We start from the raw sequence: 25,462 nt of genomic DNA, 5'->3' as shown, positions 1-25,462 counted from the left end.
TGGGAGGGTGTGTCCGGTGCGGTGTCCGTGCGGCGCGGTAGGTTGGGAGGCGTGAAAGCGCGCCCCGAAGACCAGCTCCGCCTCGTCGACCTCGCCGCCCTCGATGCGACGGCGCGGGCTGCCGATCACGCCCGGCGCAACCCGGAGCAGGCAGCTCGGGTGCAGGAACTCCTCGCGCAGCGCCAGACCCAGTCGACCGAGCTCACGCGACTCCTCGGGGTCCGCGACGACATCGCGGCCGAACTCTCGCGCGTAGAGTCCGACGTCGCCGTGGTCGACGCGCGCGCCGCTCGAGACGCGGAACGTCTGAGCGCGGTCACCAACCCGAAAGACGCTCAGGGACTCGAGCACGAGATCGCATCGCTCGCGAAGCGCAAGAGCGACCTCGAGGACGCCGAGTTGGAACTGATGGAGCGGCTCGACCTCGCGGCGAGCGAGGTCACGGCCCAGGAGACGCTCATCGCCACGACGAACGACGAAGGCGCGCGTCTGAGTGCCGCGGCCAAGGCCGATGTCGCCGCCGCGACGGCACGGCTGGAGGCCGCCGGCCGCGACCGATCGGCGCTGGCATCCTCCTTGCCCGGCGACCTGCTCGCCCTGTACGAGAAGCTCGCGGTCCGAGGCACGGGCGCGGCCCTCCTGCGCCAACGCACATGCGAAGGATGTCGCATGGTTCTCGCCGGCACCGATCTCCACTCCCTTCGCCAGGCCGCCGATGATGACGTCGTGACGTGTCCCGAGTGCGGATGCATCCTCGTGCGCACCGACGAGTCCGGCCTGTGAGCACCACGCCGCGCATGCCATGACGACCGGCGGACCGGCGTGGACCCTCGTCGCCGGCAAGGACGCCTCCGACCTCACCCTCATCGAGGTGACCGCGACCGGCGAAGAGATCTCGCGCCGGGACGTGCCGCGTCGCGAGCTCCCCGGGGTGATCGCCTCGCACTCGACGGCCCACCGTTGGGTATGGTCGGACACCGCGCGATGGTATCCGCCCCTGCTCGCGCAAGGCGTGTCCGTCGCGCGCTGTCATGACCTCCGCCTGAGCCACGCCATCCTGAGGGGGAGCGCCCTCGTCACGGACACCGCCGACCTCCGTGCCGCCGTGGCGTGGTCGCACGCGGCCGCCGCGGAAGACACCGCGCACGACACCCTGTTCGGACTGGAGGAGAATAGCGACGCCCTGGAGGACTCCGACGAGGTGCTCCTCGAGTTCCGCCGCCAGCAGCGCGCCGTCGCGTCGTCCACGAATCCCGACCGGCTCCGGCTCCTCGTCGCCGCCGAGTCGGCCGGTGCGCTGATCGCCGCTGAACTCCACGCAGCCGGCGTTCCCTGGGATGCTGCGACGCACGAACGCATCCTCACCGAGATGCTCGGGGCGCGACCTGCCGGGGGAGGACTCCCCACCCGCGTGCAGGCATGCGCCGACGCCGTGCGCGCCGCGCTGGGCGACCCGCACGCGAGCCTCGACTCCCAGCCGAAGCTGCTCCGCGCGCTCCACCGCGCGGGGGTTGCCGCGCGTTCGACGAGCAAGTGGGAACTTGCGGAGTTCGACCACCCGGTGATCGAGCCGCTGCTGGCCTACAAGCGGATGACACGCCTCCTGAGCGCGAATGGCTGGGCGTGGCTGGCGGAGTGGGCACCCGCCGGGAGGTTCCGTCCTGTGTACGTGCCGGGCGGTGTCGTCACGGGCCGGTGGGCATCGTCCGGCGGGGGAGCGCTGCAGTTACCGCGCCAGTTGCGGGCCGCCGTCCGCGCCGATCCCGGCTGGACGCTGGTCGTCGCCGACGTGGCACAACTCGAGCCCCGCGTACTGGCAGCCATGTCGCGCGACACTGCACTGGCCGACGCTGCACGCGGCGTCGATCTCTACGAGGGAATCGTCGCCGGCGGCGTCGTGTCCACCCGACAGGAGGCGAAGATCGCCGTGCTGGGCGCGATGTACGGCGCGACCACGGGCGACAGCGGCCGCCTCGTCCCCGCCCTGCGCCGCGCCTACCCGAGAGCGATGGCGCTGGTCGACGACGCCGCACGCCAGGGGGAGGACGGCGGGATCGTCACGACCTGGCTCGGACGCTCGAGCCCTCCTCCGTCCGAGGGATGGCGCGCTCTGCAGGCGCGGGCGACGGATGCCGAAGCGCAGGCAGGCGATGACGTGGCGGCGCGACGGTCAGGACGCGACCGCGGCCGCTTCACCCGCAACTTCGTCGTGCAGGGGACGGCCGCCGAATGGGCACTGGCGTGGTTGGCGGACCTGCGCACGCGCCTGGCGGACCTGCCTTCGGTGGATACGGCGTCGGCGGCCACGGCATCCGGCCCGCTGTTCTCCCGTCGAGCTCATCTGGCGTTCTTCCTCCACGACGAGATCATCGTGCACGCCCCTGCCGAGCAGGCCGACCTCGTCGCCGCGGCGGTGCGCGCGAGCGCTGAACGAGCTACAGAGCTGCTCTTCGGAGGCTTCCCGATCGACTTTCCGCTCGACCTGCGGATAGCCCCCGACGCCGCCAAGGACTGACGCGCCGCGTCACCCGCACGCGAGCTCGCGCACGGGCAGTTCGTCAGGAGGGAACAGCAGGGGCGTGTGCAGGAGCCGAGGCGAAACCTCGCCCAGCTCGGGGGCGACGAAGCGTACTTCGATGAGCGCGGACTCTCCCGGAGCGAGCTCCACCTCTGTCGCGCTCGTCGGGAAGCCACCGTCCTCCACGTCGACCGACACGACCCGCTCTGCGTCGACGGTCGTTCCGCCGGGGAACCATCCCGCCGGCGCAGCGACGGCGATCGCCGTCGCGATGTGACCCGCGGTGACTCCCCACCGGCCGCTGCCGGTCATGCTGAACGGCCACTTCTCGCCCGCGTCGGCGGGGGCATCGTTGGTGAGTCGAACCTGCACGGCGACCTCGGTGCGTTCGTCGGCGCGGCACGATCCTGCGACCGCGCCGAGTTCCACGCGGAGGCTGCTGTCCATCTTGGCGCCGGTCGCATCGTTGAGATACACCATGAAGGCATCGTCACCCGCCTGGCGGTGCCGCTCGAGTGCTCCGGCGAAGGGGGAGCGGGCGATGACTTCCGCCTCTCGCTCATCGTCGCTCCAGACGGAGATCCGGCCCTGGTCGATGGGCGCGCGCAGCGCCGTGATCCATGCCGACGGCGGGGCGGAACTCGACAGCACGCTGCGGAAGAAGCGGTCCGTGAGGTCCTGGAAGAAGACGGTCTGCTCCTTCGGCTCGCGATGCAGGTACGGCGCGATGAGCACGCGGGAGATGAAGCCGTCGCGCTCGAGCACCTTCCCGTCCTCGAGCGTGATGGGACCGGTGACCGCCAAGAGAGCGCGCAGCACGAGGGGATCGATCGACACCACAACGTCCGGTCGGTGGCCGGTCAGCCCTTCCCACCACGTGGATGCCAGTCGGGCGGACAGGTCGAAATCGGGTGTCGTGGTGGTGTTCTGCACGTATCGCCCGACGATGTCGCCGTAGAGGGCGGTCGTGGACGCCGGAACCGGCAGGATCTCCGTCTTGGTGCGGCGGAACTCGCTGGAGTCGGCCTGCCGCGTGAGCTCGATCTTCCCCCCGTCGGCGACGAGTTCGGCGAACGACCCCGTGATTCCACCCCCGGAGCGCAACTCGGCGTTGTTCTGCAGCATCACGAGGATGCGGCGCGGTTCATCCGATCCCAGCATGCCCGGCAGGACATCGCTGAGGTCGGCAAGACCGCTCACGGCGGACCCGACAGAGCTCAACATGCTGCTGACGTCGTCGACCCCGCTCGCCACCTCACCGAGGAGACCGTCCCGTGGGATGCCGTCCACCACCGACTGCACGTCTCGCAGCGTGGTCCGAGCCTCGTCGAGCGGTGCAGCGGCCGACGACACCAGCGCCACGTCGATCGCGCCGTCGGAGAGAAGCTCCCCGGCGGTGAGCTGTTCGGTGAGCGCCAGGACCGGATCGGCCACGTCGAGGGCGATGCGGTGCAGTTGCGTCGTGACGACGCGCGCGGCGTGAAGGTTCTGTCCCAGACCGGGCACCGTCTCGGCCGCGCGCCAGAAGGGATCGGAGGCAGCCGCCTGAGCGGCATCCACCCGACGATCGAACTCGGAGACCACATCGCCCAGCGTGGCGACGTCGCCGTCCTCGAGGGCCCTCTCCGCGCGCTGCTGAAGCTGGGCAACTCCCGCGAGCTCGTCGCGAACGACGAGCACGCGCGACGTCACCCACACGCCGACGCCGACGAGGATGACGAGGAGACCGGCAACGGTCCACCCGACGATCCTGCGTCGGCGGCGACGAGTCGGATCAGGCGATGCCTGACCCATGGATCAGTTGGTGCGACGACGCCGGCCGGCGACCAGCAGTCCTGCGCCGACGAGGAGCACCGCTCCGCCGCCGACCACGAAGGGCAGCGCGTCGAAGTCGGAGCCCGTCACCGCGAGAACCTCGCTGTCGACACCGGCGGGCTCACCCGTGATGTCGGGGCGGGCGCTGCAGTACGGGCTGCTCGGCGGGTAGCTGAGCGCCACCGCGATCTCCGGGTTGACGACGACCTTCGCCGAGATGTCCCCACGGGTCCACGCGAAGTTGTCGTTGGTCTCGACCCAGGAGCCGTCGACGAATGCCCAGCCCGGCCACCCGGTGGGCGTGCCGTCCGCGGCGATCGAGGCTCCGGGCCACAGGATGCGACCGTCGAGGTGACCGTCGGCATCCAGCGCGCCGAGCTGGATCGTCGTCGACTGCGAACCGTTCGAGAGCACGAGGCTCGCGGTGTGGTTCGTCGCCTTGTTGTTCGTGTCGGTGAGGACCACCGAGTACTCGATCCACGGCACATCGTTGTCGCAGACGCCCGCGACCTCCGAACCGGCGAGCGTGAAGCTGCCGTCGACGCCCGGCGTATAACCGTCGTCCTCGGTTGCGGCGTGCGCTGCGGTCGGCAACGACAACAGCAGGATCCCCGCGAAAAGCGCGCGTGCGAACACAGATTTCTTCATGACAAGCCCCCCAGCCTGCTCATCGGGCCCTCCCCAATCGGGCCCATACACCGCGATGGTACACCACGTTCGGGCTCCGCGCGGTAAACTCGCCGAGCGAATGGGTCGGCTGGACGGTCGCGTGGCGGGAGACCGCCCCGAGGAACGTCCGGGCTCCACAGGGCAGGGCGGTGGGTAACACCCACCCGGAGTGATCCGCGAGACAGTGCCACAGAGAGCAGACCGCCCGCCGTCACGGCGGGTAAGGGTGAAAGGGTGGTGTAAGAGACCACCGGGGTCGTGGTGACACGACTCGCACGGCAAACCTCGCCCGGAGCAAGGCCAGACAGGGGATGACGACGCGGCTCGCCGAGTCCCCGGGTAGGCCGCTGGAGCGGCGCGGCGACGCGTCGCCGAGAGAGATGACCGTCCACGGGGCTCACGCCCCCGGACAGAACCCGGCGTACAGGCCGGCCCATTCGCCCCATCTGTCGCCCGAAAGTCCCGGGCTGCCGACGAGAGTCAGGCGACCGCGAGCGCAGCGGCTCCGATGATTCCGGCGTTGTTGCGGTGTACAGCGGGCACGATCGGCGTGCTCAGGTCGAGCAGCGGCAAGAACTGGTCGGCGTGCTTGGAAACGCCACCCCCGACGATGAACAAGTCGGGGCTCAGCAGGAATTCCAGATGGCGGTAGTACCACTGCAGGCGCTCAGCCCACTTCTCCCAGCTCAGTTCGTCGCGCTCCATGGCGGAGTACGCCGCCCAGGCCTCGGCATCCTTCTTGTGTCCGGCGCGCTGCAAATGACCGAGCTCCGAGTTCGGGATGAGCACGCCGTCATGGATCATGGCGGTGCCGATGCCGGTTCCGAGCGTCGTCAGGATCGAGAGACCGGCCTGTTCGCGCGCCGCGCCGTAACGCAGCTCCGCGACGCCCGCCACATCGGCGTCATTGGCGAAGTGGATCTCGCGACCGAGTCCGTCCTCGAAGAAGTGCTCGGCTTCGAACCCGATCCACGCATCGGACACATTCGCGGCCGACAGCGTGCGACCCCGCTTCACGATCGCGGGGAACGCGACTCCGAGCGGGATGTTCTCCTCCCGCACCTCGAGACGGTCGAGCACGACCCGGACGGCGTCGAGCACGTCGTCCGGCTCCGCTCCGGCGGGCGTAGCCACCTTGATCCGATCGGTGAGCAGCGTACCTGCGGCGAGGTCGACGATCGCTCCCTTGATCCCGGTGCCGCCGATGTCTACCCCGACAGCGCGGGTCGTTTTGATCGCCATGCCGCCAGCCTACCCAGCCGACGCGGGCCCTCGTAGGATCGGAGGCACCGCCGGAGATCACCGGCACAGAGGGGAGCCGCCATGACCGGAGACGACCAGAAGTTCTGGTACAACCTGCGCACCGGCGAGGTGGAGCGCGGATTCGAGTCGCCCTCCGTCGATCGCGCGGGGCCGTTCGAGACCGCCGAAGAAGCCGCTCGCGCTCCCCAGGTGATGGCCGAGCGCTCGCGTGCCTGGGCAGACGAAGAGGCGCGCGAGGACGACTGGAGCGCTCCGCGATCCGGGTCCGTGTCGACGGACGGCGAGGGCGATCAGGGCCGATAGTCTGGCTTCAATCGTCATCGGAGAGGACGCGATGGACAAGCAGCGGGACTTCGTACTGCGCACGATCGAGGAGCGCGGAGTCAAGTTCGTGCGCCTCTGGTTCACGGATGTGATCGGAACCCTCAAGTCGGTCGCGATCGCGCCCGCCGAAGTCGAGGGCGCCTTCACCGAGGGACTCGGCTTCGACGGCTCGGCGATCGAGGGTCTCACGCGGTCGTACGAGTCCGACCTGCTCGCGCATCCGGACCCGACGACGTTCCAGACCCTGCCGTGGCGCGGTGAGATCGACCCCACCGCACGCATGTTCTGCGACATCACGACGCCCGACGGGCAGCCTGCGGTGGCTGACCCTCGGCACGTCCTCAAGCGCACCCTGGCGAAGGCCGCCGACGCTGGCTTCACCTTCTACACGCATCCCGAGATCGAGTTCTACCTGCTGAAGTCGTCGACGTACGGGCCCGAGGGCCCGGAGCCCGTCGACTCCGCCGGATATTTCGACAACGTTCCCGGTGGCACGGCACACGACTTCCGCCGCCGTTCGGTGCGCATGCTCGAAGACCTCGGGATCTCGGTGGAGTACAGCCACCACGAAGGCGGCCCCGGGCAGAACGAGATCGATCTCCGCTACGCCGATGCGCTGGCCACCGCAGACAACATCATGACCTTCCGCACCGTCGTTAAGGAGGTCGCGATCGAACAAGGCGTCTACGCCACGTTCATGCCGAAGCCGCTGAGCGGTCACCCCGGCAGTGGCATGCACACGCACATGTCCCTGTTCGAGGGCGACGTGAATGCGTTCTACGAGGAGGGCGCGCAGTACCAGCTCTCCCTCACGGGGCGTCGCTTCATCGCCGGACTCCTGCGGCACGCGAACGAGATCGCCGCCGTCACGAACCAGTTCGTCAACTCCTACAAGCGCCTCTGGGGCGGCGACGAAGCGCCCAGCTTCATCTGCTGGGGTCACAACAACCGCTCCGCCCTCGTGCGCGTGCCCATGTACAAGCCGAAGAAGGGGCAGTCGACCCGTGTGGAGTACCGCGCCCTCGACTCCGCCGCCAACCCCTACCTGGCGTATGCGCTCATGCTCGCCGCCGGCCTCAAGGGCATCGAGGAGGAGTACGAGCTGCCGCCCGAGGCCGAAGACAACGTCTGGTCGTTGACGGATGCCGAACGCCGCGCACTGGGCTACGAAGCGCTCCCCGCGAGCCTCGATCACGCGCTCGAGTACATGGAGGAGTCGGAGCTGGTGGCCGAGACGCTCGGCGAACAGGTCTTCAACTACGTGCTGCTCAACAAGCGCCGCGAGTGGCAGGAGTACCGCGCGCAGGTCACGCCTTTCGAGTTGAAGAGCAACCTGGAGATGCTCTAGTCCCCATGTCCGCGAGTTCGCGTTCCGGCGCCCTCACCGGCCTCGCTCGCGCGGGCTTCGGCGACCTCGCCGAGACGGACCGGCTCCTCGACGAACTCTCCGCGCTGGTCGGCATCGATCGCGACGCGCTCACCGCCCACGCAGACCGGGCAGCCGACCCGGACGCGGCTTTGGGCGCGCTGGCACGCGTCGCGCGCCGCGACCCCGCCGCCGTCACCACAGCACTGCAAGCCGTTCCCGGCATCCTGTGGTCGCTCCTGGGCGCCTCTACGGGATTCGCGGACTTCTACCTGCGCCACCCCGAAGAGCTCGCCCACATCGCCGATCCCGCAGCAGGGCTGCCGACGGCTGCCGAACTCCGAGAGGAGCTCGCGGAGGCCGTGGGCACGGATGCCGAGGGATTCGCGGCGCACGGCGACGAATCCGCCTGGGTCGCGCTCCGGGTGCGCTACCGGCGTCTCCTGGCGCGCATCGCTGCCTACGACCTCGCCGCCTCCGACGCCACGATGGTGCTGGCCCCCGTCGCTGCTGCCCTCGCCGACGCGGCGGGAGCAGCACTGGAGGCCTCGTTGAGCGTCGCGCGCACACGGGTCGTCGCGGGCGGTGCCGGCACCGGACTGTTCCCCCGGGAGCAGGTCGCGGCGACCCGCCTCGCCATCATCGGCATGGGCAAGACCGGCGCGCGCGAGTTGAACTACGTCAGCGATGTCGACGTCATCTTCGTGGGCGGCGGAACCGCCGAGGGCGTGAACGAGTACGGGGAGAGCCGCCTCATCGACATCGCGACGCGGCTGGCCGTCCAGACGATGCGCGGCATCTCCGGCGTCGAGATCGAGCCGCCCCTCTGGGAGGTCGACGCCAACCTCCGGCCCGAGGGCAAACAAGGCGCTCTCGTCCGCTCGCTCGGTTCCCACCTTTCGTATTACGACCGCTGGGCGAAGAGCTGGGAGTTCCAGGCGCTTCTCAAGGCGCGCCCTCTTGCCGGCGACGCCGCACTCGGCGCGGAGTACGTCGCAGCCGTTCAGCCCAAGGTGTGGACCTCCGCCGCACGCGAGAACTTCGTCGACAGTGTCCAGCGGATGCGGGAGCGGGTCACCGAGCACATACCCGCCGCCGACGTTCCGTATCAACTGAAACTCGGTCCGGGCGGCATCCGCGACATCGAGTTCACCGTGCAACTCCTGCAGCTCGTCCACGGCCTCCAGGACGACCGCATCCGCCAATCCGGCACGCTGCCCGCGCTCGGCGCGCTCGTGGCGGAGGGGTACATCGGGCGGGACGACGCAGCGAGCTTCTCGCAGCACTACCGCACCCTCCGCGTCCTCGAGCACCGCGTTCAGCTCGCCGGTCTCCGACGCACCCACCTGATGCCTTCGGACCCCGAGAGCCTGCGTGTGCTGGCACGCGCGTCCGGCCTGGCCGAGTCGGGGCCTGCCGTCTGGGCGCTGTGGGAGTCCGTCAAGCGCCAGGTCCGCGAGATTCACGTACGGCTGTTCTACCGGCCCCTCCTGTCAGCGGTCGCAGCCCTCCCCGCCGATGAGCAGACCCTGTCGCCGCAGCAGGCGCACGATCGGCTCGCAGCCATCGGGTTCCGCGATCCGGCGGGTGCGTTGCGGCACATCGGGGCGCTCACGAGCGGCCTCAGCCGCAAGGCGACGATCCAGCGTCACCTGATCCCGGTCATGCTCCGCTGGTTCGCCGATGGCGTCGACCCTGACTATGGGCTCCTCGCCTTCCGACGGATCAGCGAACGACTGGGGGACACCCCCTGGTTCCTTCGCATGCTGCGCGACTCGTCGGGTGCCGCCGAGCGGCTGACCCGGGCGCTGTCCGGCTCCCGCTACATCGGCGAGCTCATGGAGTGGATCCCGGAGTCGGTCGCCTGGCTGGACTCCGAGGAACCCCTGCGCCCGCGCCGCGGAGTCGCCCTCCAGGAGGAGGCGCGTGCGATCCAGACCCGTCACCGATCGATCGACGATGCGATGAGCGCGGTCCGGGCGCTCCGGCGACGCGAACTCCTGCGGCTCGCGCTGGCGGCGGTCGTCGGCACGGTGACGATCGAGGATCTCGCGCAAGGACTCACGACCGTGAGCGAAGTGACCATCCAGGCGACGCTGCGGGCCGTACGCCGCGAAGTCGTTCCCCCTGAGGACGACGGCCTCGACTTCGCTGTCATCGCCATGGGTCGGTTCGGCGGGGCGGAACTCGGCTTCGGTTCGGACGCCGACGTCATGTACGTCTACGACGCGAACGGGATCGATCCGCAACGCGCCCACGACCTGGCCGTCCGCCTCGCGACGGGTCTCCGCACGTATTCGGAGGATCATCGCCTTCCCTTCGAACTCGACGCGGACTTGCGCCCCGAAGGCAGGAACGGTCCGCTCGCCCGCTCCTACGATGCGTACGCCGAGTACTACCGTCGCTGGTCGCTCTCTTGGGAGGCGCAAGCGCTTCTCCGTGCCCGCGGCGTCGCCGGAAGCACCAAGCTCATCACGCGGTTCATGGCGCTGGCCGATGACGTGCGCTACCCGGCATCCGTCGAGATGCAAGCGGTGAGGGAGATCAAGCGCATCAAGGCGAGGGTCGAGAGTGAGCGCCTGCCGCAGGGAGTGGATCGCACCCGTCACCTCAAGCTGGGACCTGGCGGGCTCAGCGACGTCGAATGGCTCGTGCAGGTCTTGCAGCTCTCCCACGCGCACCGCGTGCCGGGCCTGCGGACGACGTCCACCATCGCCGCCCTCGAGGCTGCACGAGAAGCGGGGCTGGTCCCGGACACCGCGGCCGAACGGCTCAGCGAGAGCTGGCGCCTGGCGAGCCGACTGCGCTCGGCGAACACTCTCCTGTCGGGTCAGACGAGTGATGTCCTCCCCACCGATCGCGGGAAACTCGACGGCATCGGGCGCGTCCTGGAGTATCCGGCCCGCTCGGCCACGCTCGTCGAGGAGGATTGGCTGCGCACCGCGCGTCGATCGCGCCGCGTGTTCGAGAAGCTCTTCTACGGCTGAGAGCATCTCAGCCGTAGAACGCCGAAGCGCCCCGGACAACTCCTGTCCGGGGCGCTTCGAACCGAGTGCGTCAGACGCCGAAGTACAGCTCGTACTCGAACGGGTGCGGACGCGCCGCGAGCGGCTTGATCTCGTTCTCGATCTTGTACTCGATCCAGGTCTCGATCAGCTCGGGCGTGAACACACCGCCGGCGAGCAGGAACTCGTGGTCGGCACGGAGAGCCTCCAGCGAGTCCAGCAGCGAGTTGGGCACCTGCGGGATGTTCTTGGCCTCCTCGGGCGGCAGCTCGTAGAGGTCCTTGTCGACCGGCTCGTGCGGCTCGATGCGGTTCTTGATGCCGTCCAGACCCGCCATCATCTGCGCGGCGAAGGCCAGGTAGGGGTTGCCGGAGGCGTCGGGCGCGCGGAACTCGATGCGCTTGGCCTTCGGGTTGGAGCCCGTGATCGGGATGCGGATGGCCGCGGAGCGGTTTCCGGCGGAGTACACGAGGTTGACGGGGGCTTCGTAGCCCTTCACGAGGCGCTTGTAGGAGTTGAGCGTCGGGTTGGTGAACGCCAGCACCGCGGGAGCGTGTGCCAGCAGACCGCCGATGTACCAGCGCGCCGTGTCGGACAGTCCGCCGTAGCCCTTCTCGTCATAGAAGAGAGGCTCGCCGTTCAGCCACAGCGACTGGTGGGTGTGCATCCCCGAGCCGTTGTCGCCGAAGAGCGGCTTCGGCATGAAGGTCGCGACCTTGCCCCACTGCTCGGCGGTGTTCTTGACGATGTACTTGAACTTGAGGATGTCGTCCGCCGAGTGGACCATCGTGTCGAAACGATAGTTGATCTCCTGCTGACCGCCGGTGCCCACCTCGTGGTGCGCGCGCTCCAGCACGAGACCCGACTCGATGAGCTTCAGCGAGATGTCGTCGCGCAGGTCGGCCGTCTTGTCGACGGGGGAGACGGGGAAGTAGCCGCCCTTGTACGGGGTCTTGTTGGCGAGGTTCCCGCCCTCTTCCTCACGGCCGGTGTTCCAGGCGCCCTCTTCGGAGTCGACGCTGTAGAAGCTGGCGTTCTGCGTCACCGAGTAGCGCACGTCGTCGAAGATGTAGAACTCGGCCTCCGGCGCGAAGAACGCGGTGTCGGCGATCCCCGTCGAGGCGAGGTACTTCTCGGCCTTCTTGGCAACCTGACGCGGGTCCTTGGCGTAGATCTCGCCGTTGCGCGGGTTGTAGATGTCGAAGACCATGATGAGAGTCTTCGCCTCGCGGAACGGGTCGAGGTAGGCGGTGGAGACATCCGGGATGAGCTGCATGTCGGACTCGTGGATGTTCGCGAAGCCGCGGATCGAGGAGCCGTCGAACAGCTGACCGACGGTGAAGAACTCCTCGTCGACGGTCGATGCAGGGATGTTGAAGTGCTGCTGCACACCCGGGAGATCCGTGAAACGGATATCGAGGAACTTGACGTCCTCGTCCTTGATGTACTTGAGCACCTCGGATGAATCTTTGAACATGGAGTCTCCAAGATCGGGTGAGAACCGCCACTACCGGCAGGTTGTCTCGAAGCTATCGAAACGGGGTTGCCCGGCAGTATCTCGCATGTTTCCGACATGTTACAGAGCCATCGTTACGCTGGAGCGGTGACGGATCGCGACAGCACGTACCCTGGCGAGCGACTCGGGATGCCGGAGGCGGGAAGCGGAAGCATCGCGCGTCCCGGCCGCCGGATCGCCGCACTCGCCATCGACTGGGCGTGCGCGGTCATCGTGTCGATCGCGTTCTTCTCGTACGACTCGTTCGCGACGCTGATCGTCTTCGCCGTCGTCCAGCTGCTGTTCCTCCCCACGCTGGGAGGGAGCCCGGGCCATCGCCTCGCGGGTCTGCGCCTACAGCTGCTCGGCGGCGGGTGGGTGGGGCTGTGGCGTCCCATCATTCGCACGCTGCTGCTCCTCGTGGTCATCCCCGCGGTGATCTGGGATCCGGATCAGCGAGGACTGCACGACAAGGCGGCCGGCACGGTTCTCGTGCGCGCCTGACACCTCAGCGCGGGCGGGGCGCCCGCGCCTTGGTCGGGTCGATCCCCTTGGGGATCGGCAGGGAGGTGACCGACTGCGAAACGGAGTCGACGCGCTTGACGACGGCCGCCATCGTGCCGCGGTCCACCTTCTTCGGGAGCGCCTTGATCGTCGCGGCCAGCTTCGAGATCGGGATGTCGCCCTCACCGTGACCGACGTGGAAGACGTGAACAGGCACGCCCGATGCCACACGCTGCACCTTGACACGCTCGTCGTTGATGAGCCTCGTGAGACGCCCGGCAGCACCCTCGCCGACGATCACGACACCGCCGCGGCCGATGACGCGGTAAACGGCATCCTGCGTTCGGGGGTTGACGCCGACGGGAGTGTCGGACGCGACCCATCGCCGCCCCAGCGACGTCGACAGCACGTGACCCGCGGCACCCGGCATACCGTCGATCTTCTTGTACATCGCCTTGGTGGACAGGCGAGTGAGCGTCATCATCGCAGCCAGGATCCCGAACATCACGCCCGTCACGGCCCACAGGATGATGCTCCAGACAGCGACCGGCGGCACGAAGAACCCGACGAGGACGCCGATCCCCGCAGCCGCGACCACGATGGCCAAGAGTACCCAAGGCGCCCACGAGTAGACGTCGCGGGTGAAGCTGACGAGCGAGCGGATCTGGCGGAAGAAGCCGGGCCGCTTTTCGGGGGCGGAACTGCGCGATGACATGGCTCTAAGCCTACCTTCGCCCACACGCCTTCTTCACAGTCCTCGCGGCCTCGACCCTGTCCACGGCGTTCCGGCTGCGAGTATGGCAGCGGCACACCGAGCCTCACACTCGGAGCATGACCAGGCCCTATCTCGCCACACCTCTCCGCCATCTCTCCGCGGAGGACGCTCCGATACCCGGCGCCCTCCTTCCTGCGGTCGGCGGGCAAGAACCACTGGTACGGACACCTCTCGACGCCTGGCGGGAGAGTCCGGCATGGCGCGCCGACCCCGATGGTCATCTGCTCGCGCCACAGGACGTGGAGAACGCTCCCGACCGCCAGGGTGTTCTGGTCCTCCACTGCCCCTTGCGGCTGAGCAGTTGGCTCGACGGACGTGCCACGGTAACGGATGCCGAGGCCGTCACCCTCTGCGTGAGCATTCTGCGGGGCGCGCTCGAAGCCGACAGACTCGGGATCGCCGAGGGCACCTGGTGGGTGACCTCGACCGGCCGTCCTGTGCTGGCGGCGGGAGGCTCGACGCCGTGGCGTTCCGAAACCGATGCGATTCTCGCCGAACTGTGCCTCGGGACCGCGGAACGTGCGACCTCCATCGGCGCCGCGCGGCGTGCGATCGCCGACGCGCGGCTTCTCATTCGAGACCACGAGGCGGTCGAGAACGGCCTGTTCTCGCTCGCCGATCCGAGCCCCATCTCGGCGGAATCGGCTCGCCCGGCCCGATCCGTCGCCGAAAGCGCCCGCGGCGACGTGGAGCGGCTTGCCCGAAGGCGGGAGCCGGCCGCACTCTCCGTCGTGCGCGATCACATGGATGGCGAGTGGGCCGATCGCGTGCGCGATGCCTGGGACGGAGTGAGAGCGTCATGGCGCTCTCGCGCGGCAGGAGAAGAGCGCGGTCGCGCCGTCGGTACGCGACGACGCGTCGTGTTGACCGGTCTGACCGTATGCACGCTCGTGCTCGTGGGCGGGCTCCTTCTGCCGCACGACGAGGGCGATCCCGCGGCGGCCGAACGCCGCGGCATCCACGTCGATGCGAATCGCCCCACGATTTCGTCATCCGTCAGCGGGAGCCCGTCCTCTCCTCCCACGCCGTCGGCGGAGTCGGGATCCCCGGAGGGAGGCACTGGTCGGGGTGATGCGCCTGAGGCGGTGGTCGCGCTCGTGGAACGTCTGAGCGCCTGTGTCCCTGAGGGATGCTCGTCGGAGGTCGTCGAGAACACGCAGGATGTGTTTCCCGCCGGCGCCGCTACGACCGTCGTGAACAATCGGGAGGTAGCGCTCATCGACGACTACGGCGGTGTCGCCGCCTACCGTGTCACCGCTGGCGAGCATCGCGGCGCGCAGATCGTCGTCGTCGTGGCCTCCGACGAAGAATGGCTGGTCCGCGACGTGTACGACGTCACGGACCAGCCATGAACCCTTCGATGAGCCGGAAGGCCCGATCAGATGCCGAGCTGCGACTCGAACTCCGCCGCTTCCAGCCGCGCCTTCACCGCGCCGAGGAATCGGGCCGCGTCGGCGCCGTCGATCGTCCGGTGGTCGTAGGACAGCGCCAGGTACACGTACGAACGGACCGAGATCGCTTCCTTCCCGTCGACCGTGACGACGCCGGGACGCTTCACAACCACGCCGGTGCCGAGGATGGCCGACTGAGGCAGGAACACGACGGGCGTGTCGAACAGCGCACCGCGGGAACCCGTGTTGGTGAGCGTGAACGTTCCGCCGGCGAGCTCGTCGGGCTTCAGCTTGTTGTCTCGCGTACGAGCGGCGAGGTCCGCGATCTCGTGAGCGATCTGAGCCAGGTTCTTCGAGCCGGCGTCGCGCAGCACGGGCGTGAGCAGACCGCGCTCGGTGTCGACGGCGATCGAGAGGTTCTCCGTCGGCGGGTAGACGATGTCGGTGCCGTCGACCGTGGAGTTGATGATCGGGTAAGCCTGGAGCCCCTCGGCCGCGGCGAGCGCGAAGAAGGGAAGGAACGACAGCTTGTCGCCCGTCTTCTCTTGGAAGGTGCCCTTCACCTTGTCGCGGAAGTTGGACAGCTTGGTGACGTCGACCTCGATGACCGTCGTCAGCTGCGCCGTCTGCTGCATCGAGGCGACCGCACGCTCGGCGAGAACCTTGCGCAGGCGCGACATCGGCTGCGTCGTGCCGCGCAGGGGCGAGACCTCGACGACCGGCGCCGCCGCCGGTGCACTTGCCTCGGATGCCGTCGGGGCAGCCGAGGCTGCCTCTGCCGCCTTGAGGACGTCCTCCTTGCGGATACGACCGCCGACGCCGGTTCCGGTGACGGACGCCAGGTCGACACCCTGCTGCTGGGCGAGTCGGCGGACGAGCGGGGTCACGTACGTGGGTCCGTCGTCGTCGACCGACGCTGCGCTGGAAGCGGGCACCGGGGACGGAGCTGCGGGCGTCGGCGCTGCGGGGGTGGGAGCGGGAGCTGCAGCCGCCGGAGCCGCTGCAGCCGCCGGAGCCGCGGGAGCGGGAGCTGCAGCCGCCGGAGCGGGCGCAGCGGCAGCCGTGGGCTCGGCCGCAGCCGGCGCAGGTGCAGACTCGACGGGTGCTGCCGCGGCGGGGGCACCCGAACCGATGCGCGCGAGCACGGCGCCGACGGCGACCGTCTCGTCTTCCGCGACGACGATCTCCTGGAGGGTTCCGGCGAACGGAGCGGGAATCTCGGTGTCGACCTTGTCGGTCGAGATCTCCAGCAGCGGCTCGTCGGCCGCGACGTCGTCGCCGACCTGCTTGAGCCAGCGGGTGACGGTGCCCTCCGTGACGCTCTCGCCGAGCTCGGGGAGCACGACATCCTTCGCGTCGCCAGCAGGTGCCGCAGCCGGAGCCTCAGCAGCAGGTGCCTCAGCAGCAGGAGCCTCAGCAGCAGGTGCCTCAGGGGCGGGAGCCTCAGCAGCGGGAGCCTCCGCAGCAGGAGCCTCAACAGCGGGAGCGTCGGCATCACTGCCGGCTCCGGAACCGTCGCCGATCTTCGCGAGCACCGCGCCGACCTCGACCGTCTCGTCCTCCTGAACCAGGATCTCCTCGATGACACCGCTCACGGGCGACGGGATCTCGGTGTCGACCTTGTCGGTCGAGATCTCCAGCAGGCCCTCATCGGCCTGAACGGTGTCACCTACCTGCTTGAGCCAGCGGGTCACCGTACCCTCGGTGACGCTCTCTCCGAGCGCGGGGAGGACCACGGATGTGCTCATGGGTATGTCTCCTTCAGACGTGTCGATGTCATCTTTAGCTTACTGACCCGCGGGACTGCGTCGTCAGAGTGCGTGCAGGGGCTTGCCGGCGAGCGCGAGGAACGCCTCGCCCAGAGCTTCGCTCTGCGTGGGGTGGGCGTGGATCAACGGCGCAAGGTCCTCGGGATGGGCTTCCCATCCCACCGCGAGCTGGCCCTCCGTGATCAGCTCGCCCACGCGGTCGCCCACGAGATGCACGCCGACGACGGGCCCGTCGGCCAGACGCACGACCTTGACGAGCCCGGCGGTCCCGATGATCTCGCTCTTGCCGTTGCCTGCCAGGTTGTACTCGTATGCCACGACACGGTCACCGTGCTCGGCACGTGCATGGGCCTCCGTGACGCCCACCGATGCCACTTCAGGGCTCGAATAGGTGACGCGCGGAATCGTGGTCTCGGAAACTGCCACGGGGGCAAGGCCCGCGATCTCCTCAGCCACGAAGATTCCCTGCTGGAACCCGCGGTGGGCGAGCTGCAGGCCGGGCACGATGTCTCCGACGGCCCACACATGGGGAACGTTCGTACGCAGCCGCTCATCGACCGGCACGAATCCTCGGTCGAGCGCGACACCGGCATCCTCGAATCCGAGACCACCGGTCGCAGGGCCCCGACCGATAGCGACGAGGAGGTAGTCGGCGACGAGTTCGTCACCGCCCTCCAGGCGCACGGTGACGCTGTCGTCCGACTGCTCGGCCGACGCGAATCGCTGACCCAGCTTCGCCACGATGCCGCGCTTGCGGAATGCTCGCTCGAGCCCCTTGCTCAGCGCGATGTCCTCATTGGGCACGAGATGGTCGAGCGCTTCGACGATGGTGACCTCGACGCCGAAGGAGCGCCAGACGCTGGCGAACTCCACCCCGATGACGCCTCCGCCGAGAATGACGACCCGGCTCGGAACCTCCTGCAGGGCGAGGGCCTGCTCGCTCGTGAGAATGCGTCCGCCCGCCTCGAGGCCGGGGATCATCTTGGTGAAAGAGCCGGTGGCCAGCACGACGTCGGTACCGCGATAGACGTCCTCGCCCACCGCGACGCCGCGGTCGGCGAGCAAGCGCCCCTCGCCGGCGACGACGGTGATCCCGCGGGTCTTCACGAGTCCCTCGAGTCCCTTGAACTTCTTCGCGACGATGCCTTCGCGGTACGCCGTGACGCCGGGCATGTCGATCCCGTCGAACGTGGCCGTCACTCCCACCGACGCCGCCTCGCGAACGTGCTCGGCAACCTCCGCCGAGTGGAGGAGCGCTTTGGTCGGGATGCAACCGCGGTGCAGGCACGTACCCCCGAGCTTGTCCTTCTCGATGAGCACGACGGACTTGCCGAGCTCCGCGGCCCGCAGTGCGGCGGCGTAGCCTCCGCTCCCGCCTCCGAGGATGACGATGTCGGCTGCGTGCTCGGTCATGATGCGTCTCCTGTGACGAACTCGATGAGTGAACGGACGGTCGCTGCTGTCGGGCCCTTGTCCGTCGACCCGAACGGGGCCTTTGTGGTTCCGGAACCCGCGATGTCGAGGTGCACCCACGGGATGCGCGGCGCGTCAGGCTCCTCGGAGACCCGGCCGACGAATCGCCGGAGGAAGAGGCCCGCGAAGAGCGATCCGCCGGCGGGATCGCCGATCTTCGCGTTCTGGAGATCGGCGATGGGGGAGTCCAGCTCCTCCTCCATATGCTCGGGCAGCGGGAGCGGCCAGGCCGGTTCACCGGCGCGTTCCGCGGCGGCGAGGTATTCGCCGACGGCGACGTTATCGCCCATGACGCCCGTGTGCCGGTTTCCCAGCGCGACGGAGATGGCGCCGGTGAGAGTCGCCACATCGATGAGGACATCGGGCAGCTCGCGGCTGGCGGCAACGAGACCGTCGGCGAGCACGAGCCGGCCTTCGGCATCCGTGTTGAGAACCTCCACCGTGGTGCCGTCGGCGATGCGCACCACGTCGCCCGGGCGCGTCGCGCGCCCCGACGGCATGTTGTCCGCGATGCAGAGCCAGCCCGTGACGCGTACCGGCGCCTCCATCCTGGCGGCGGCGGTGACGACGGCGAGCACGGTGGCGGCACCGCACATGTCGTACTTCATCCCCACCATGCCCGCGGGGGGCTTCAACGAGAGGCCTCCGGTGTCGAAGGTGATCCCCTTGCCGACCAGAGCGATGTGACGTGTCGCTCCCTCGGGGGCGTACTCCACTCGCACGAGACGGGGCGGTCGATCCGAGCCCTGCCCGACCCCGAGGATGCCGCCGTAACCCTCTTCGGCGAGCCGCTGCTCGTCGAAGACGTCGACCGACACAGGCAGACCCGCCGCGGCCTCGACGGCGCGGTCGGCGAGATCCTGCGGGCCGAGCCACTCCGCGGGGGTGTGCACGAGATCCTTCACGAGCGCGACGGCCTGCCCGACAGCGGCAACGACGCGCTGGTCGGACTCCGCAGGCACCTCCGGCGCGGCGATCACGACGCGAGAGGCGCGGGTCTTGCCGGCATCGCGCTTGTACCCCTGGAACCGGTAGCCGCCGAGCACGACGCCTTCGGCGACGGCTCGGACCAGTGCGGGGGCAGTGGGCGCCGACACGGCGAGCGTGTCGAATCCCGTCGTCGTGCGGACGGCCGCGCCGATGGCGTCGCGCACGGAGGTCGCGTCGGGGTTCGCACCGATGCCGACGACGAAGAGCGGCAGGGCGGTGACGGACGGCGCGAATACGCGGATGACGCTTCCCGCCGCACCGGAGAAGCCGACTCCCTCCAGCACGTCCCCGAGCCCGGGGAGTGATGCCAGCGCGTCGCCGGCGGCTCCGATCGGGGGGAGGGCCAGCACGAGGGCATCCGCCTCGATGTCGGCCAGGGCGGACGTGGTGAACGACAGCTCCGGGAACGGCATGGGCTCCATCCTAGTTTTGGTTTGGCGGCGTCGCGCCGCACTGGCCGGTCGCGTGTTCGCTGTCAGCGCGACCGATGCGGAGCCCGCCCGCGCGACGGCTCGTACAGTGGAGTCATGCCCCTGTCCGGTCCTCTGTATGAGCGTGTCGCGACCGCCCCGCCCATCCCCAGCGGTCTGCCGCTGGTGATCGTGTTGACGGGTTTCACGGATGCCGGGAGCGCGGCGTCGCGGATGGTCGACTTCTTTCGCGACGATCTCGACCCGACCCCGGTACTCTCGTTCTCCTCCGACGTCCTGCTGGACTACCGCGCTCGACGCCCGCTCATCACCTTCGAGGCGGATCACCTGACGGGGTATCGACCGCCACGTCTGGAGCTGGCGCTCGCGCACGACTCCCTCGGTCAGCCGTTCGTGCTTCTGTCCGGCTACGAACCGGACTTCGCCTGGGAGGCCTTCACGGAGACCGTCGTCGGACTCGCCGAGGGTCTCCAGACGTCGACGGTCACCTGGGTGCACGCGATCCCGATGCCGGTTCCCCACACCCGCCCCATCGGCACGACCGTCAGCGGCACGCGAGCCGATCTCACCAAGGCTCACTCCGTGTGGCAGCCGCACACGCAGGTGCCCGCCACGGTGGGTCACCTGCTGGAGTATCGGTTCGCACAAGCCGGCGCCGACGTCGCGGGCTTCGTGCTGCTGATCCCGCATTACCTCGGTGACACCGACTATCCCGCGGCCGCGATTGCCGGGCTCGATAGCGTCTCCGTCGCGACCGGGCTGGTATTCGACCTGGACGACCTTCGCGAAGAGAACCGGGAGTACCTCGAGAAGGTGACAGAACAGGTGTCGGGGAGCGACGAGCTCACCGCGATGCTGCACAATCTCGAGGAGCGCTACGACTCCTACATGGCAGGTGCCACGCGCGCCCAGCCGATCATCCACACCGGCGATCTGCCCAGTGCAGACGAACTCGCGGCCGAGCTCGAGCGCTACCTCGCCACCCGTCCTCCGGGTGACGAGGACAAGAGGGGCCGTCTCTGACCCCTCCACGGTCCGCCGACAAGTCGTGCCCCGGGAGACTGCTCCCCGTCGGCAGCCGCATCGAGACCCACTCGTCTCGCGTCCCGCGACGACACGGCCTCTTCCGCGCGAGAACTGTGAGAGAATAGATGATCTGACCCGTTGTCACCCTCTGTCGTCTGCTCGCGCAGACCGCTGAGGACTTGACAAGGGTCTTACTAGTGTCCGAAAACCCGACGGCATCCGTCGGTGAAAGGCGAGACGTGACGTCAGGCACGAAGAGCACCCGCACCCGCAAGGCTGAGGACACCGACGAGGCGACCACGGCCGAGCAGACGGCCCCCGCGAAGAAGCCTGCGGCCAAGACGCCGGCGAAGGCGAAGGCCACGCCCGCCAAGAGCCGGGCAGGCAAGGCAAAGGCCGCGGCCGACGACGAGGACGCCGATCTCGAGGACGAGGTCGACATCGAAGAGGCCGACCTGTCGGATGACGCCGACGAGTCCGAGGACAGCGACGACGCCGACGCTGAGAAGAAGGCGAAGAAGAGCGACTCGGACGACGAGGACGACGAGGAAGATGCAGCCAAGCCGGCATTCTCCGAGCCGCTTCCGACCGGCGCCATCGTCATCACGTCGAGCGACGAGGACGATGTCCCCGTCTACTCCACCCAGATCACGGGTGCGACCGCCGACCCGGTCAAGGACTACCTGAAGCAGATCGGTAAAGTTCCGCTGCTGAACGCGGCCGAAGAGGTCGAACTGGCCATGCGCATCGAGGCCGGCCTGTTCGCCGAGGAGAAGCTGTCGCACATGACGGCGAGCGAGAAGTCGGCGCAGCTCGGACTGGACCTGCAGTGGGTCGCTCGCGATGGTCAGCGCGCCAAGAGCCACCTGCTCGGTGCGAACCTCCGCCTGGTCGTCTCGCTGGCGAAGCGCTACACCGGCCGTGGCATGCAGTTCCTGGATCTGATCCAGGAGGGCAACCTCGGACTCATCCGCGCGGTCGAGAAGTTCGACTACACCAAGGGCTTCAAGTTCTCCACGTACGCCACGTGGTGGATCCGCCAGGCGATCACCCGTGCGATGGCCGACCAGGCCCGCACCATCCGCATTCCGGTGCACATGGTCGAGGTCATCAACAAGCTCGCGCGTGTGCAGCGTCAGATGCTGCAGGATCTCGGTCGCGAACCCACGCCAGAAGAGCTCAGCCGTGAGCTCGACATGACCCCCGAGAAGGTCATCGAAGTGCAGAAGTACGGCCGTGAGCCCATCTCTCTGCACACGCCCCTCGGCGAAGACGGTGACAGCGAGTTCGGCGATCTGATCGAAGACACCGAAGCCGTCGTGCCGGCGGACGCAGTGGGCTTCACGATGCTGCAACGACAGCTCGAAGCACTGCTCGACTCGCTGTCCGAGCGCGAGGCGGGCGTGATCCGCATGCGCTTCGGCCTCGGCGACGGGCAGCCGAAGACGCTCGATCAGATCGGCGACACGTTCGGTGTCACGCGCGAGCGCATCCGGCAGATCGAGTCGAAGACGATGGCCAAGCTCCGGCACCCGTCGCGGTCGCAGTCGCTGCGGGACTACCTCGAATGAGCGCACAGGCGAACGACGGGAAGTCGCTCGAGATCGCGATCGACGGAGCGTCGTACGCGCGTATTCCGTTGCGCACCCGCGTCGTGATGCCCGGTGACGACCTCGACGAGTTCATCACCGAGTACGCCTCCGGCCACCTGGTCGACGGTGACATCCTGTTCGTCACCGAGAAGATCGTGGCGATCACTCAGGGGCGTTCGTACCTCGTCGAGGACATCGCTCCCCGGCCGCTGGCGCGATTCCTGTCGCGCTACGTCGTCAAGACGTCGTACGGAATCGGTCTCGGGATGCCGGAGACGATGGAGATGGCCCTACGAGAGTGCGGCACGCCGCGCATCCTGTTCGCCGCGGCCGTGAGTGCGGTGGGCAAGCTCGTCGGTCGTCGCGGGGACTTCTACCGCATCGCCGGCGACAAGGCGCGCTCCATCGACGGACCGACGCGGCACACCATCCCGCCGTACAACAAGGCGGTCGTGCTCGGTCCCCTCGAGCCGGAGAAGGTCGCGGCGCATCTCAAAGCTCTCCTCGGCGGCACGAACGAGGTCGCCGTCGTCGACATCAACGACATCGGCGGCAACATCCTCGGATCGACGCTGGATCGCGCGGGCGAGCGGCATCTCGTATGCATCCTCGGCGACAACCCGCTGGGCCAGGGTCACCAGTCGACCCCGCTGGGCATCATCCGCCGCACCGCCGGGGTCTGACGTGCGAGCGCTGAACCGGCTGTACCGTCGCGCGCGCTTCTTCGTCAAGCGCGTCATGTCTTTCGACCGCGAGCGGGTGCTGCAGTTCGCCCGGCAATCGGCGACGCTCTCGAAGGCACCGCTGTGGTGGGTCGTCATCGACATGGCGTGGTGCGCCGTGCGTTATGAGACGACGTTCGAGAACTACTCGGAGTGGGATTTCCGCCTGCTGCGTGCCCGCGAACGCAAGACCTACATGACCGATCCCAAGTCGTTCCACCTCTCCCGCAAGCTCAACGACAATACGCAGCGCTCGATCTTCGACGACAAGCTGCGCTTCGCCGAGCACTTCGGCGACGAGCTCGGCCGCGCGTGGCTCGACGTCTCCGTGACCGGCGTGGAGGAGCTCGGCGAGTTCGTTCGGCGGTTCGATCGCATCATCACCAAGAATCCCGGCGGCGTGGGCGGCAACGGCATCGCGCTGCGCGACACCGCCGACATCGACGACATCGACGCCCTCCGCGGCGACCTACTCGCTTCTGGGCAGACGCTCGTCGAGGAGGTTCTCGTGCAGCACCCGGAGATGGCGCGCCTCTACCCCGGGAGCGTCAACTCGTTGCGCGTCGTGACGTACCTCGACCCGGACGACGAGGTCCACGTGCTGGCCGCAGTCCTCAAGGTCGGCAACGGTGGCGTGATCGACAACTTCAGCAACGGTGGGATGTATACCATGCTCGACGACGGCGGCCGCGCGCTCCACGCCGCCAGTGACGAGGAAGGACACCCGTTCGAGGTGCACCCGATCACGGGCGTCGCGATCACGGGATACCAGGTGCCGCTCTACGACGAGGTGCTCGCGCTCGTGGACACGCTCGCGCGCCGCGTACCCGCATTGCCCTACATCGGGTGGGACATCGCGATCACGCCCGACCGTCCGGTCGTCATCGAGGGCAACCACAACACCGGTGTGTTCCAATCGAAGCCGTCGGTCTCCGGCATCCGTCGCGGCCTCCTGCCGCGCTACCGCGCCGCCATGCGCTTCTGAGAGCACCGAGGGAAGGGAATCACCGATGGGGAAAGCCACCGTGCGTCTTCGCTACTTGGCGCGCCGTGCCCGCAAGCTCCGCCCGGGCAACCTCATCGAGTTCGCCCGCCAAGCGCAGAAGGTCTCGCGTGCGCCCCTGCCGGTGCTGATAGCCGACATGCTGTGGTGCTCCCTCAAGTACGACATGGGATTCCGCGACTACGCCGTGTGGGATATCCGTCTCCTCTCCGCGAAGGAACGCGCCACGTGGATGACGCACCCCAAGTCGTTCCGCATCACCCGGATGCACAACACACCGGAGGGCCGCGCAAGACTCGAGGACAAGCGACGGTTCGCCCGTGAGTACGCCGACCTGCTCGGGCGCGAGACGATCGATCTTCGCGACGTGGACGACGCCGAACTGGGCTCATTCCTCGCGCGCCACCCGAAGGTGCTCGCGAAGCCGTTCGAGGGTCAGGGCGGTGGCGGCATCACGTTGTACGAGAACGTGACGGATGCCGCGGCGTTCCGCGCCGAGATCACGGCAGCAGGACAGTCGATCGTCGACGAGTTCATCGTCCAACACCCGCAGATGAGCGCACTGTACCCGGACAGCGTCAACACCGTGCGGATGATCACGTTCCTCGACACGCGCGGGGGAGAGCCCGGGCGTGTTCACCTGCTGGCGGCGGTGCTGCGCATCGGCAACGGCGACGTCATCGACAACTTCGCGTCGGGCGGCATGTTCACGATGCTCGATGAGCAGGGTATCGCCCTGTACCCCGGCGTGGACAAGAAGAGCAACGTCTACGCGGAGCACCCGGTAACGGGCACTCCCATCGTCGGCTTCGCGGTCCCGATGTACGACGAGATCGTCGCGCTCACCGAGAAGCTCGCACGCCGCACCCCCGAAGCCCCCTATGTGGGGTGGGACCTCGCGATCACGCCCGAGGGTCCGGTCGTGATCGAGGGGAACCACAACTCCAGCGTGTTCCAGCCGAAGCCGTCGGCGTCGGGAGTGCGTACCGGACTCCTGCCGGTCTACCAGGCTGCCGTCGGCTTCTGACGCACGCGCCACGGACGGCGCGCAGGCACCGCAAGGCGCCGGGACACGACCTCTGTCAGGGGAGGAGTCGCGCGGTCTCGTCGTGCCACGACGTGGCGACGGCGCGCAGCTTCTCTTCGTACTTACGTCCGTGGTGCGCGCAGAAGAGCAGTTCGCTGCCGTTGACCTCTGCCGCGATGTAGGCCTGCGCTCCGCACGAGTCGCAACGATCCGCCGCCGTGAGGCGGTGCTCGAGGACGGCGGGCTCTGCTGTGGTCGAGATGCTCATTCTGGGTGCCTCCTCGGTGCTTCTACTCCGGTGCGG

21 protein-coding genes and 1 other RNA gene are annotated in these 25,462 nt (G+C 68.4%); 13 read left to right on the top strand and 9 right to left on the bottom strand.

Features of this window, described 5'->3' with window-relative positions:
• The first annotated feature begins 51 nt into the window (after positions 1 to 51).
• Entirely contained in the window at positions 52 to 783 is a 732-nt protein-coding gene (locus ACSQ18_RS07080; protein ID WP_436036444.1) for a zinc ribbon domain-containing protein, read from the top strand.
• Positions 784 to 802: 19 nt separating this feature from the next.
• On the top strand, positions 803 to 2,515 hold the full coding sequence (locus tag ACSQ18_RS07075) for a bifunctional 3'-5' exonuclease/DNA polymerase (protein ID WP_436036442.1): 1,713 nt from the start codon (positions 803 to 805) through the stop codon (positions 2,513 to 2,515).
• A gap of 9 nt (positions 2,516 to 2,524) precedes the next feature.
• On the opposite strand, the gene ACSQ18_RS07070 is transcribed toward ACSQ18_RS07075, so the two are convergent.
• Positions 2,525 to 4,312, bottom strand: a complete 1,788-nt coding sequence (locus tag ACSQ18_RS07070; RefSeq protein WP_436036441.1) for a DUF4012 domain-containing protein — start codon at positions 4,310 to 4,312, stop codon at positions 2,525 to 2,527.
• Positions 4,313 to 4,315: 3 nt separating this feature from the next.
• Positions 4,316 to 4,981 (bottom strand): LPXTG cell wall anchor domain-containing protein, encoded by a 666-nt coding sequence (locus ACSQ18_RS07065; RefSeq protein WP_144807871.1) that lies wholly within the window; start codon positions 4,979 to 4,981, stop codon positions 4,316 to 4,318.
• Between the two features lie 101 nt (positions 4,982 to 5,082).
• Here ACSQ18_RS07065 and rnpB point away from each other — a divergent pair.
• Positions 5,083 to 5,442: RNase P RNA component class A (gene rnpB, locus ACSQ18_RS07060), an RNA gene on the top strand.
• Positions 5,443 to 5,482: 40 nt separating this feature from the next.
• Here rnpB and ppgK read toward each other — a convergent pair.
• Entirely contained in the window at positions 5,483 to 6,244 is a 762-nt protein-coding gene (ppgK, locus tag ACSQ18_RS07055) for a polyphosphate--glucose phosphotransferase (RefSeq protein ID WP_436036438.1), read from the bottom strand.
• Positions 6,245 to 6,325: 81 nt separating this feature from the next.
• Here ppgK and ACSQ18_RS07050 point away from each other — a divergent pair, with 81 nt between their 5' ends.
• From ACSQ18_RS07050 to ACSQ18_RS07040, 3 genes are read left to right on the top strand one after another with little or no spacing between them, the layout of a single operon-like run.
• Positions 6,326 to 6,568, top strand: coding sequence for an SPOR domain-containing protein (locus tag ACSQ18_RS07050; protein WP_436036436.1), 243 nt, complete (start codon positions 6,326 to 6,328; stop codon positions 6,566 to 6,568).
• Positions 6,569 to 6,599: 31 nt separating this feature from the next.
• Complete coding sequence (gene glnA, locus ACSQ18_RS07045; RefSeq protein ID WP_144807868.1) at positions 6,600 to 7,937, top strand: type I glutamate--ammonia ligase; 1,338 nt, start codon at positions 6,600 to 6,602, stop codon at positions 7,935 to 7,937.
• 5 nt (positions 7,938 to 7,942) lie between these two features.
• On the top strand, positions 7,943 to 10,942 hold the full coding sequence (locus ACSQ18_RS07040) for a bifunctional [glutamine synthetase] adenylyltransferase/[glutamine synthetase]-adenylyl-L-tyrosine phosphorylase (protein WP_436036434.1): 3,000 nt from the start codon (positions 7,943 to 7,945) through the stop codon (positions 10,940 to 10,942).
• A gap of 70 nt (positions 10,943 to 11,012) precedes the next feature.
• On the opposite strand, the gene glnA (ACSQ18_RS07035) is transcribed toward ACSQ18_RS07040, so the two are convergent.
• The gene (gene glnA / locus ACSQ18_RS07035) at positions 11,013 to 12,437 is read right to left on the bottom strand and encodes a type I glutamate--ammonia ligase (RefSeq protein ID WP_144807866.1); all 1,425 of its coding nucleotides are present in this window, start codon (positions 12,435 to 12,437) and stop codon (positions 11,013 to 11,015) included.
• Positions 12,438 to 12,605: 168 nt separating this feature from the next.
• Here glnA (ACSQ18_RS07035) and ACSQ18_RS07030 point away from each other — a divergent pair, with 168 nt between their 5' ends.
• On the top strand, positions 12,606 to 12,959 hold the full coding sequence (locus ACSQ18_RS07030) for an RDD family protein (protein ID WP_436038398.1): 354 nt from the start codon (positions 12,606 to 12,608) through the stop codon (positions 12,957 to 12,959).
• Between the two features lie 4 nt (positions 12,960 to 12,963).
• Here ACSQ18_RS07030 and ACSQ18_RS07025 read toward each other — a convergent pair whose 3' ends face one another.
• Positions 12,964 to 13,674, bottom strand: a complete 711-nt coding sequence (locus ACSQ18_RS07025; protein ID WP_436036432.1) for a DUF4191 domain-containing protein — start codon at positions 13,672 to 13,674, stop codon at positions 12,964 to 12,966.
• Between the two features lie 116 nt (positions 13,675 to 13,790).
• On the opposite strand from ACSQ18_RS07025, the gene ACSQ18_RS07020 reads away from it, so the two are divergent.
• The gene (locus tag ACSQ18_RS07020; protein WP_436036430.1) at positions 13,791 to 15,086 is read left to right on the top strand and encodes a hypothetical protein; all 1,296 of its coding nucleotides are present in this window, start codon (positions 13,791 to 13,793) and stop codon (positions 15,084 to 15,086) included.
• 26 nt (positions 15,087 to 15,112) lie between these two features.
• On the opposite strand, the gene sucB is transcribed toward ACSQ18_RS07020, so the two are convergent.
• The 3 genes from sucB to ACSQ18_RS07005 form a co-directional block, all read right to left on the bottom strand.
• Positions 15,113 to 16,873 carry a 2-oxoglutarate dehydrogenase, E2 component, dihydrolipoamide succinyltransferase gene (sucB, locus tag ACSQ18_RS07015; protein ID WP_436036428.1) on the bottom strand — a complete coding sequence of 587 codons (1,761 nt, stop codon included), beginning with the start codon at positions 16,871 to 16,873 and terminating at the stop codon, positions 15,113 to 15,115.
• A 63-nt stretch (positions 16,874 to 16,936) separates the two neighbouring features.
• On the bottom strand, positions 16,937 to 18,307 hold the full coding sequence (lpdA, locus tag ACSQ18_RS07010) for a dihydrolipoyl dehydrogenase (RefSeq protein ID WP_436036426.1): 1,371 nt from the start codon (positions 18,305 to 18,307) through the stop codon (positions 16,937 to 16,939).
• Positions 18,304 to 19,770 (bottom strand): leucyl aminopeptidase, encoded by a 1,467-nt coding sequence (locus tag ACSQ18_RS07005; protein WP_436036424.1) that lies wholly within the window; start codon positions 19,768 to 19,770, stop codon positions 18,304 to 18,306. Before ACSQ18_RS07005 ends, lpdA begins: the two co-directional genes overlap by 4 nt.
• Before the next feature lie 114 nt (positions 19,771 to 19,884).
• Between ACSQ18_RS07005 and ACSQ18_RS07000 the strand changes: the two genes are divergently transcribed.
• The 5 genes from ACSQ18_RS07000 to ACSQ18_RS06980 all read left to right on the top strand — a co-directional run bounded on the left by ACSQ18_RS07000 (position 19,885) and on the right by ACSQ18_RS06980 (position 25,158).
• Entirely contained in the window at positions 19,885 to 20,811 is a 927-nt protein-coding gene (locus tag ACSQ18_RS07000) for a proteasome assembly chaperone family protein (RefSeq protein ID WP_144807859.1), read from the top strand.
• Positions 20,812 to 21,053: 242 nt separating this feature from the next.
• Positions 21,054 to 22,385, top strand: a complete 1,332-nt coding sequence (locus ACSQ18_RS06995) for an RNA polymerase sigma factor (protein ID WP_436036422.1) — start codon at positions 21,054 to 21,056, stop codon at positions 22,383 to 22,385.
• Entirely contained in the window at positions 22,382 to 23,089 is a 708-nt protein-coding gene (locus ACSQ18_RS06990; RefSeq protein ID WP_436036420.1) for a coenzyme F420-0:L-glutamate ligase, read from the top strand. Before ACSQ18_RS06995 ends, ACSQ18_RS06990 begins: the two co-directional genes overlap by 4 nt.
• A 1-nt stretch (position 23,090) precedes the next feature.
• Positions 23,091 to 24,113: a sugar-transfer associated ATP-grasp domain-containing protein gene (locus ACSQ18_RS06985; protein WP_436036418.1), complete on the top strand. Its 1,023-nt coding sequence runs from the start codon at positions 23,091 to 23,093 to the stop codon at positions 24,111 to 24,113.
• A gap of 25 nt (positions 24,114 to 24,138) precedes the next feature.
• A complete protein-coding gene (locus tag ACSQ18_RS06980) occupies positions 24,139 to 25,158 on the top strand; it encodes a sugar-transfer associated ATP-grasp domain-containing protein (protein ID WP_436036416.1) in 1,020 nt (339 codons plus the stop codon).
• A gap of 55 nt (positions 25,159 to 25,213) precedes the next feature.
• On the opposite strand, the gene ACSQ18_RS06975 is transcribed toward ACSQ18_RS06980, so the two are convergent.
• Positions 25,214 to 25,426 (bottom strand): DUF7455 domain-containing protein, encoded by a 213-nt coding sequence (locus tag ACSQ18_RS06975; RefSeq protein WP_144807854.1) that lies wholly within the window; start codon positions 25,424 to 25,426, stop codon positions 25,214 to 25,216.
• Positions 25,427 to 25,462: the final 36 nt, after the last annotated feature.

Origin of the sequence: Microbacterium sp. LjRoot45, assembly GCF_964253325.1 — a bacterium.
Lineage (GTDB): Bacteria > Actinomycetota > Actinomycetes > Actinomycetales > Microbacteriaceae > Microbacterium.
This window is presented reverse-complemented; position numbering and strand designations above follow the sequence as displayed.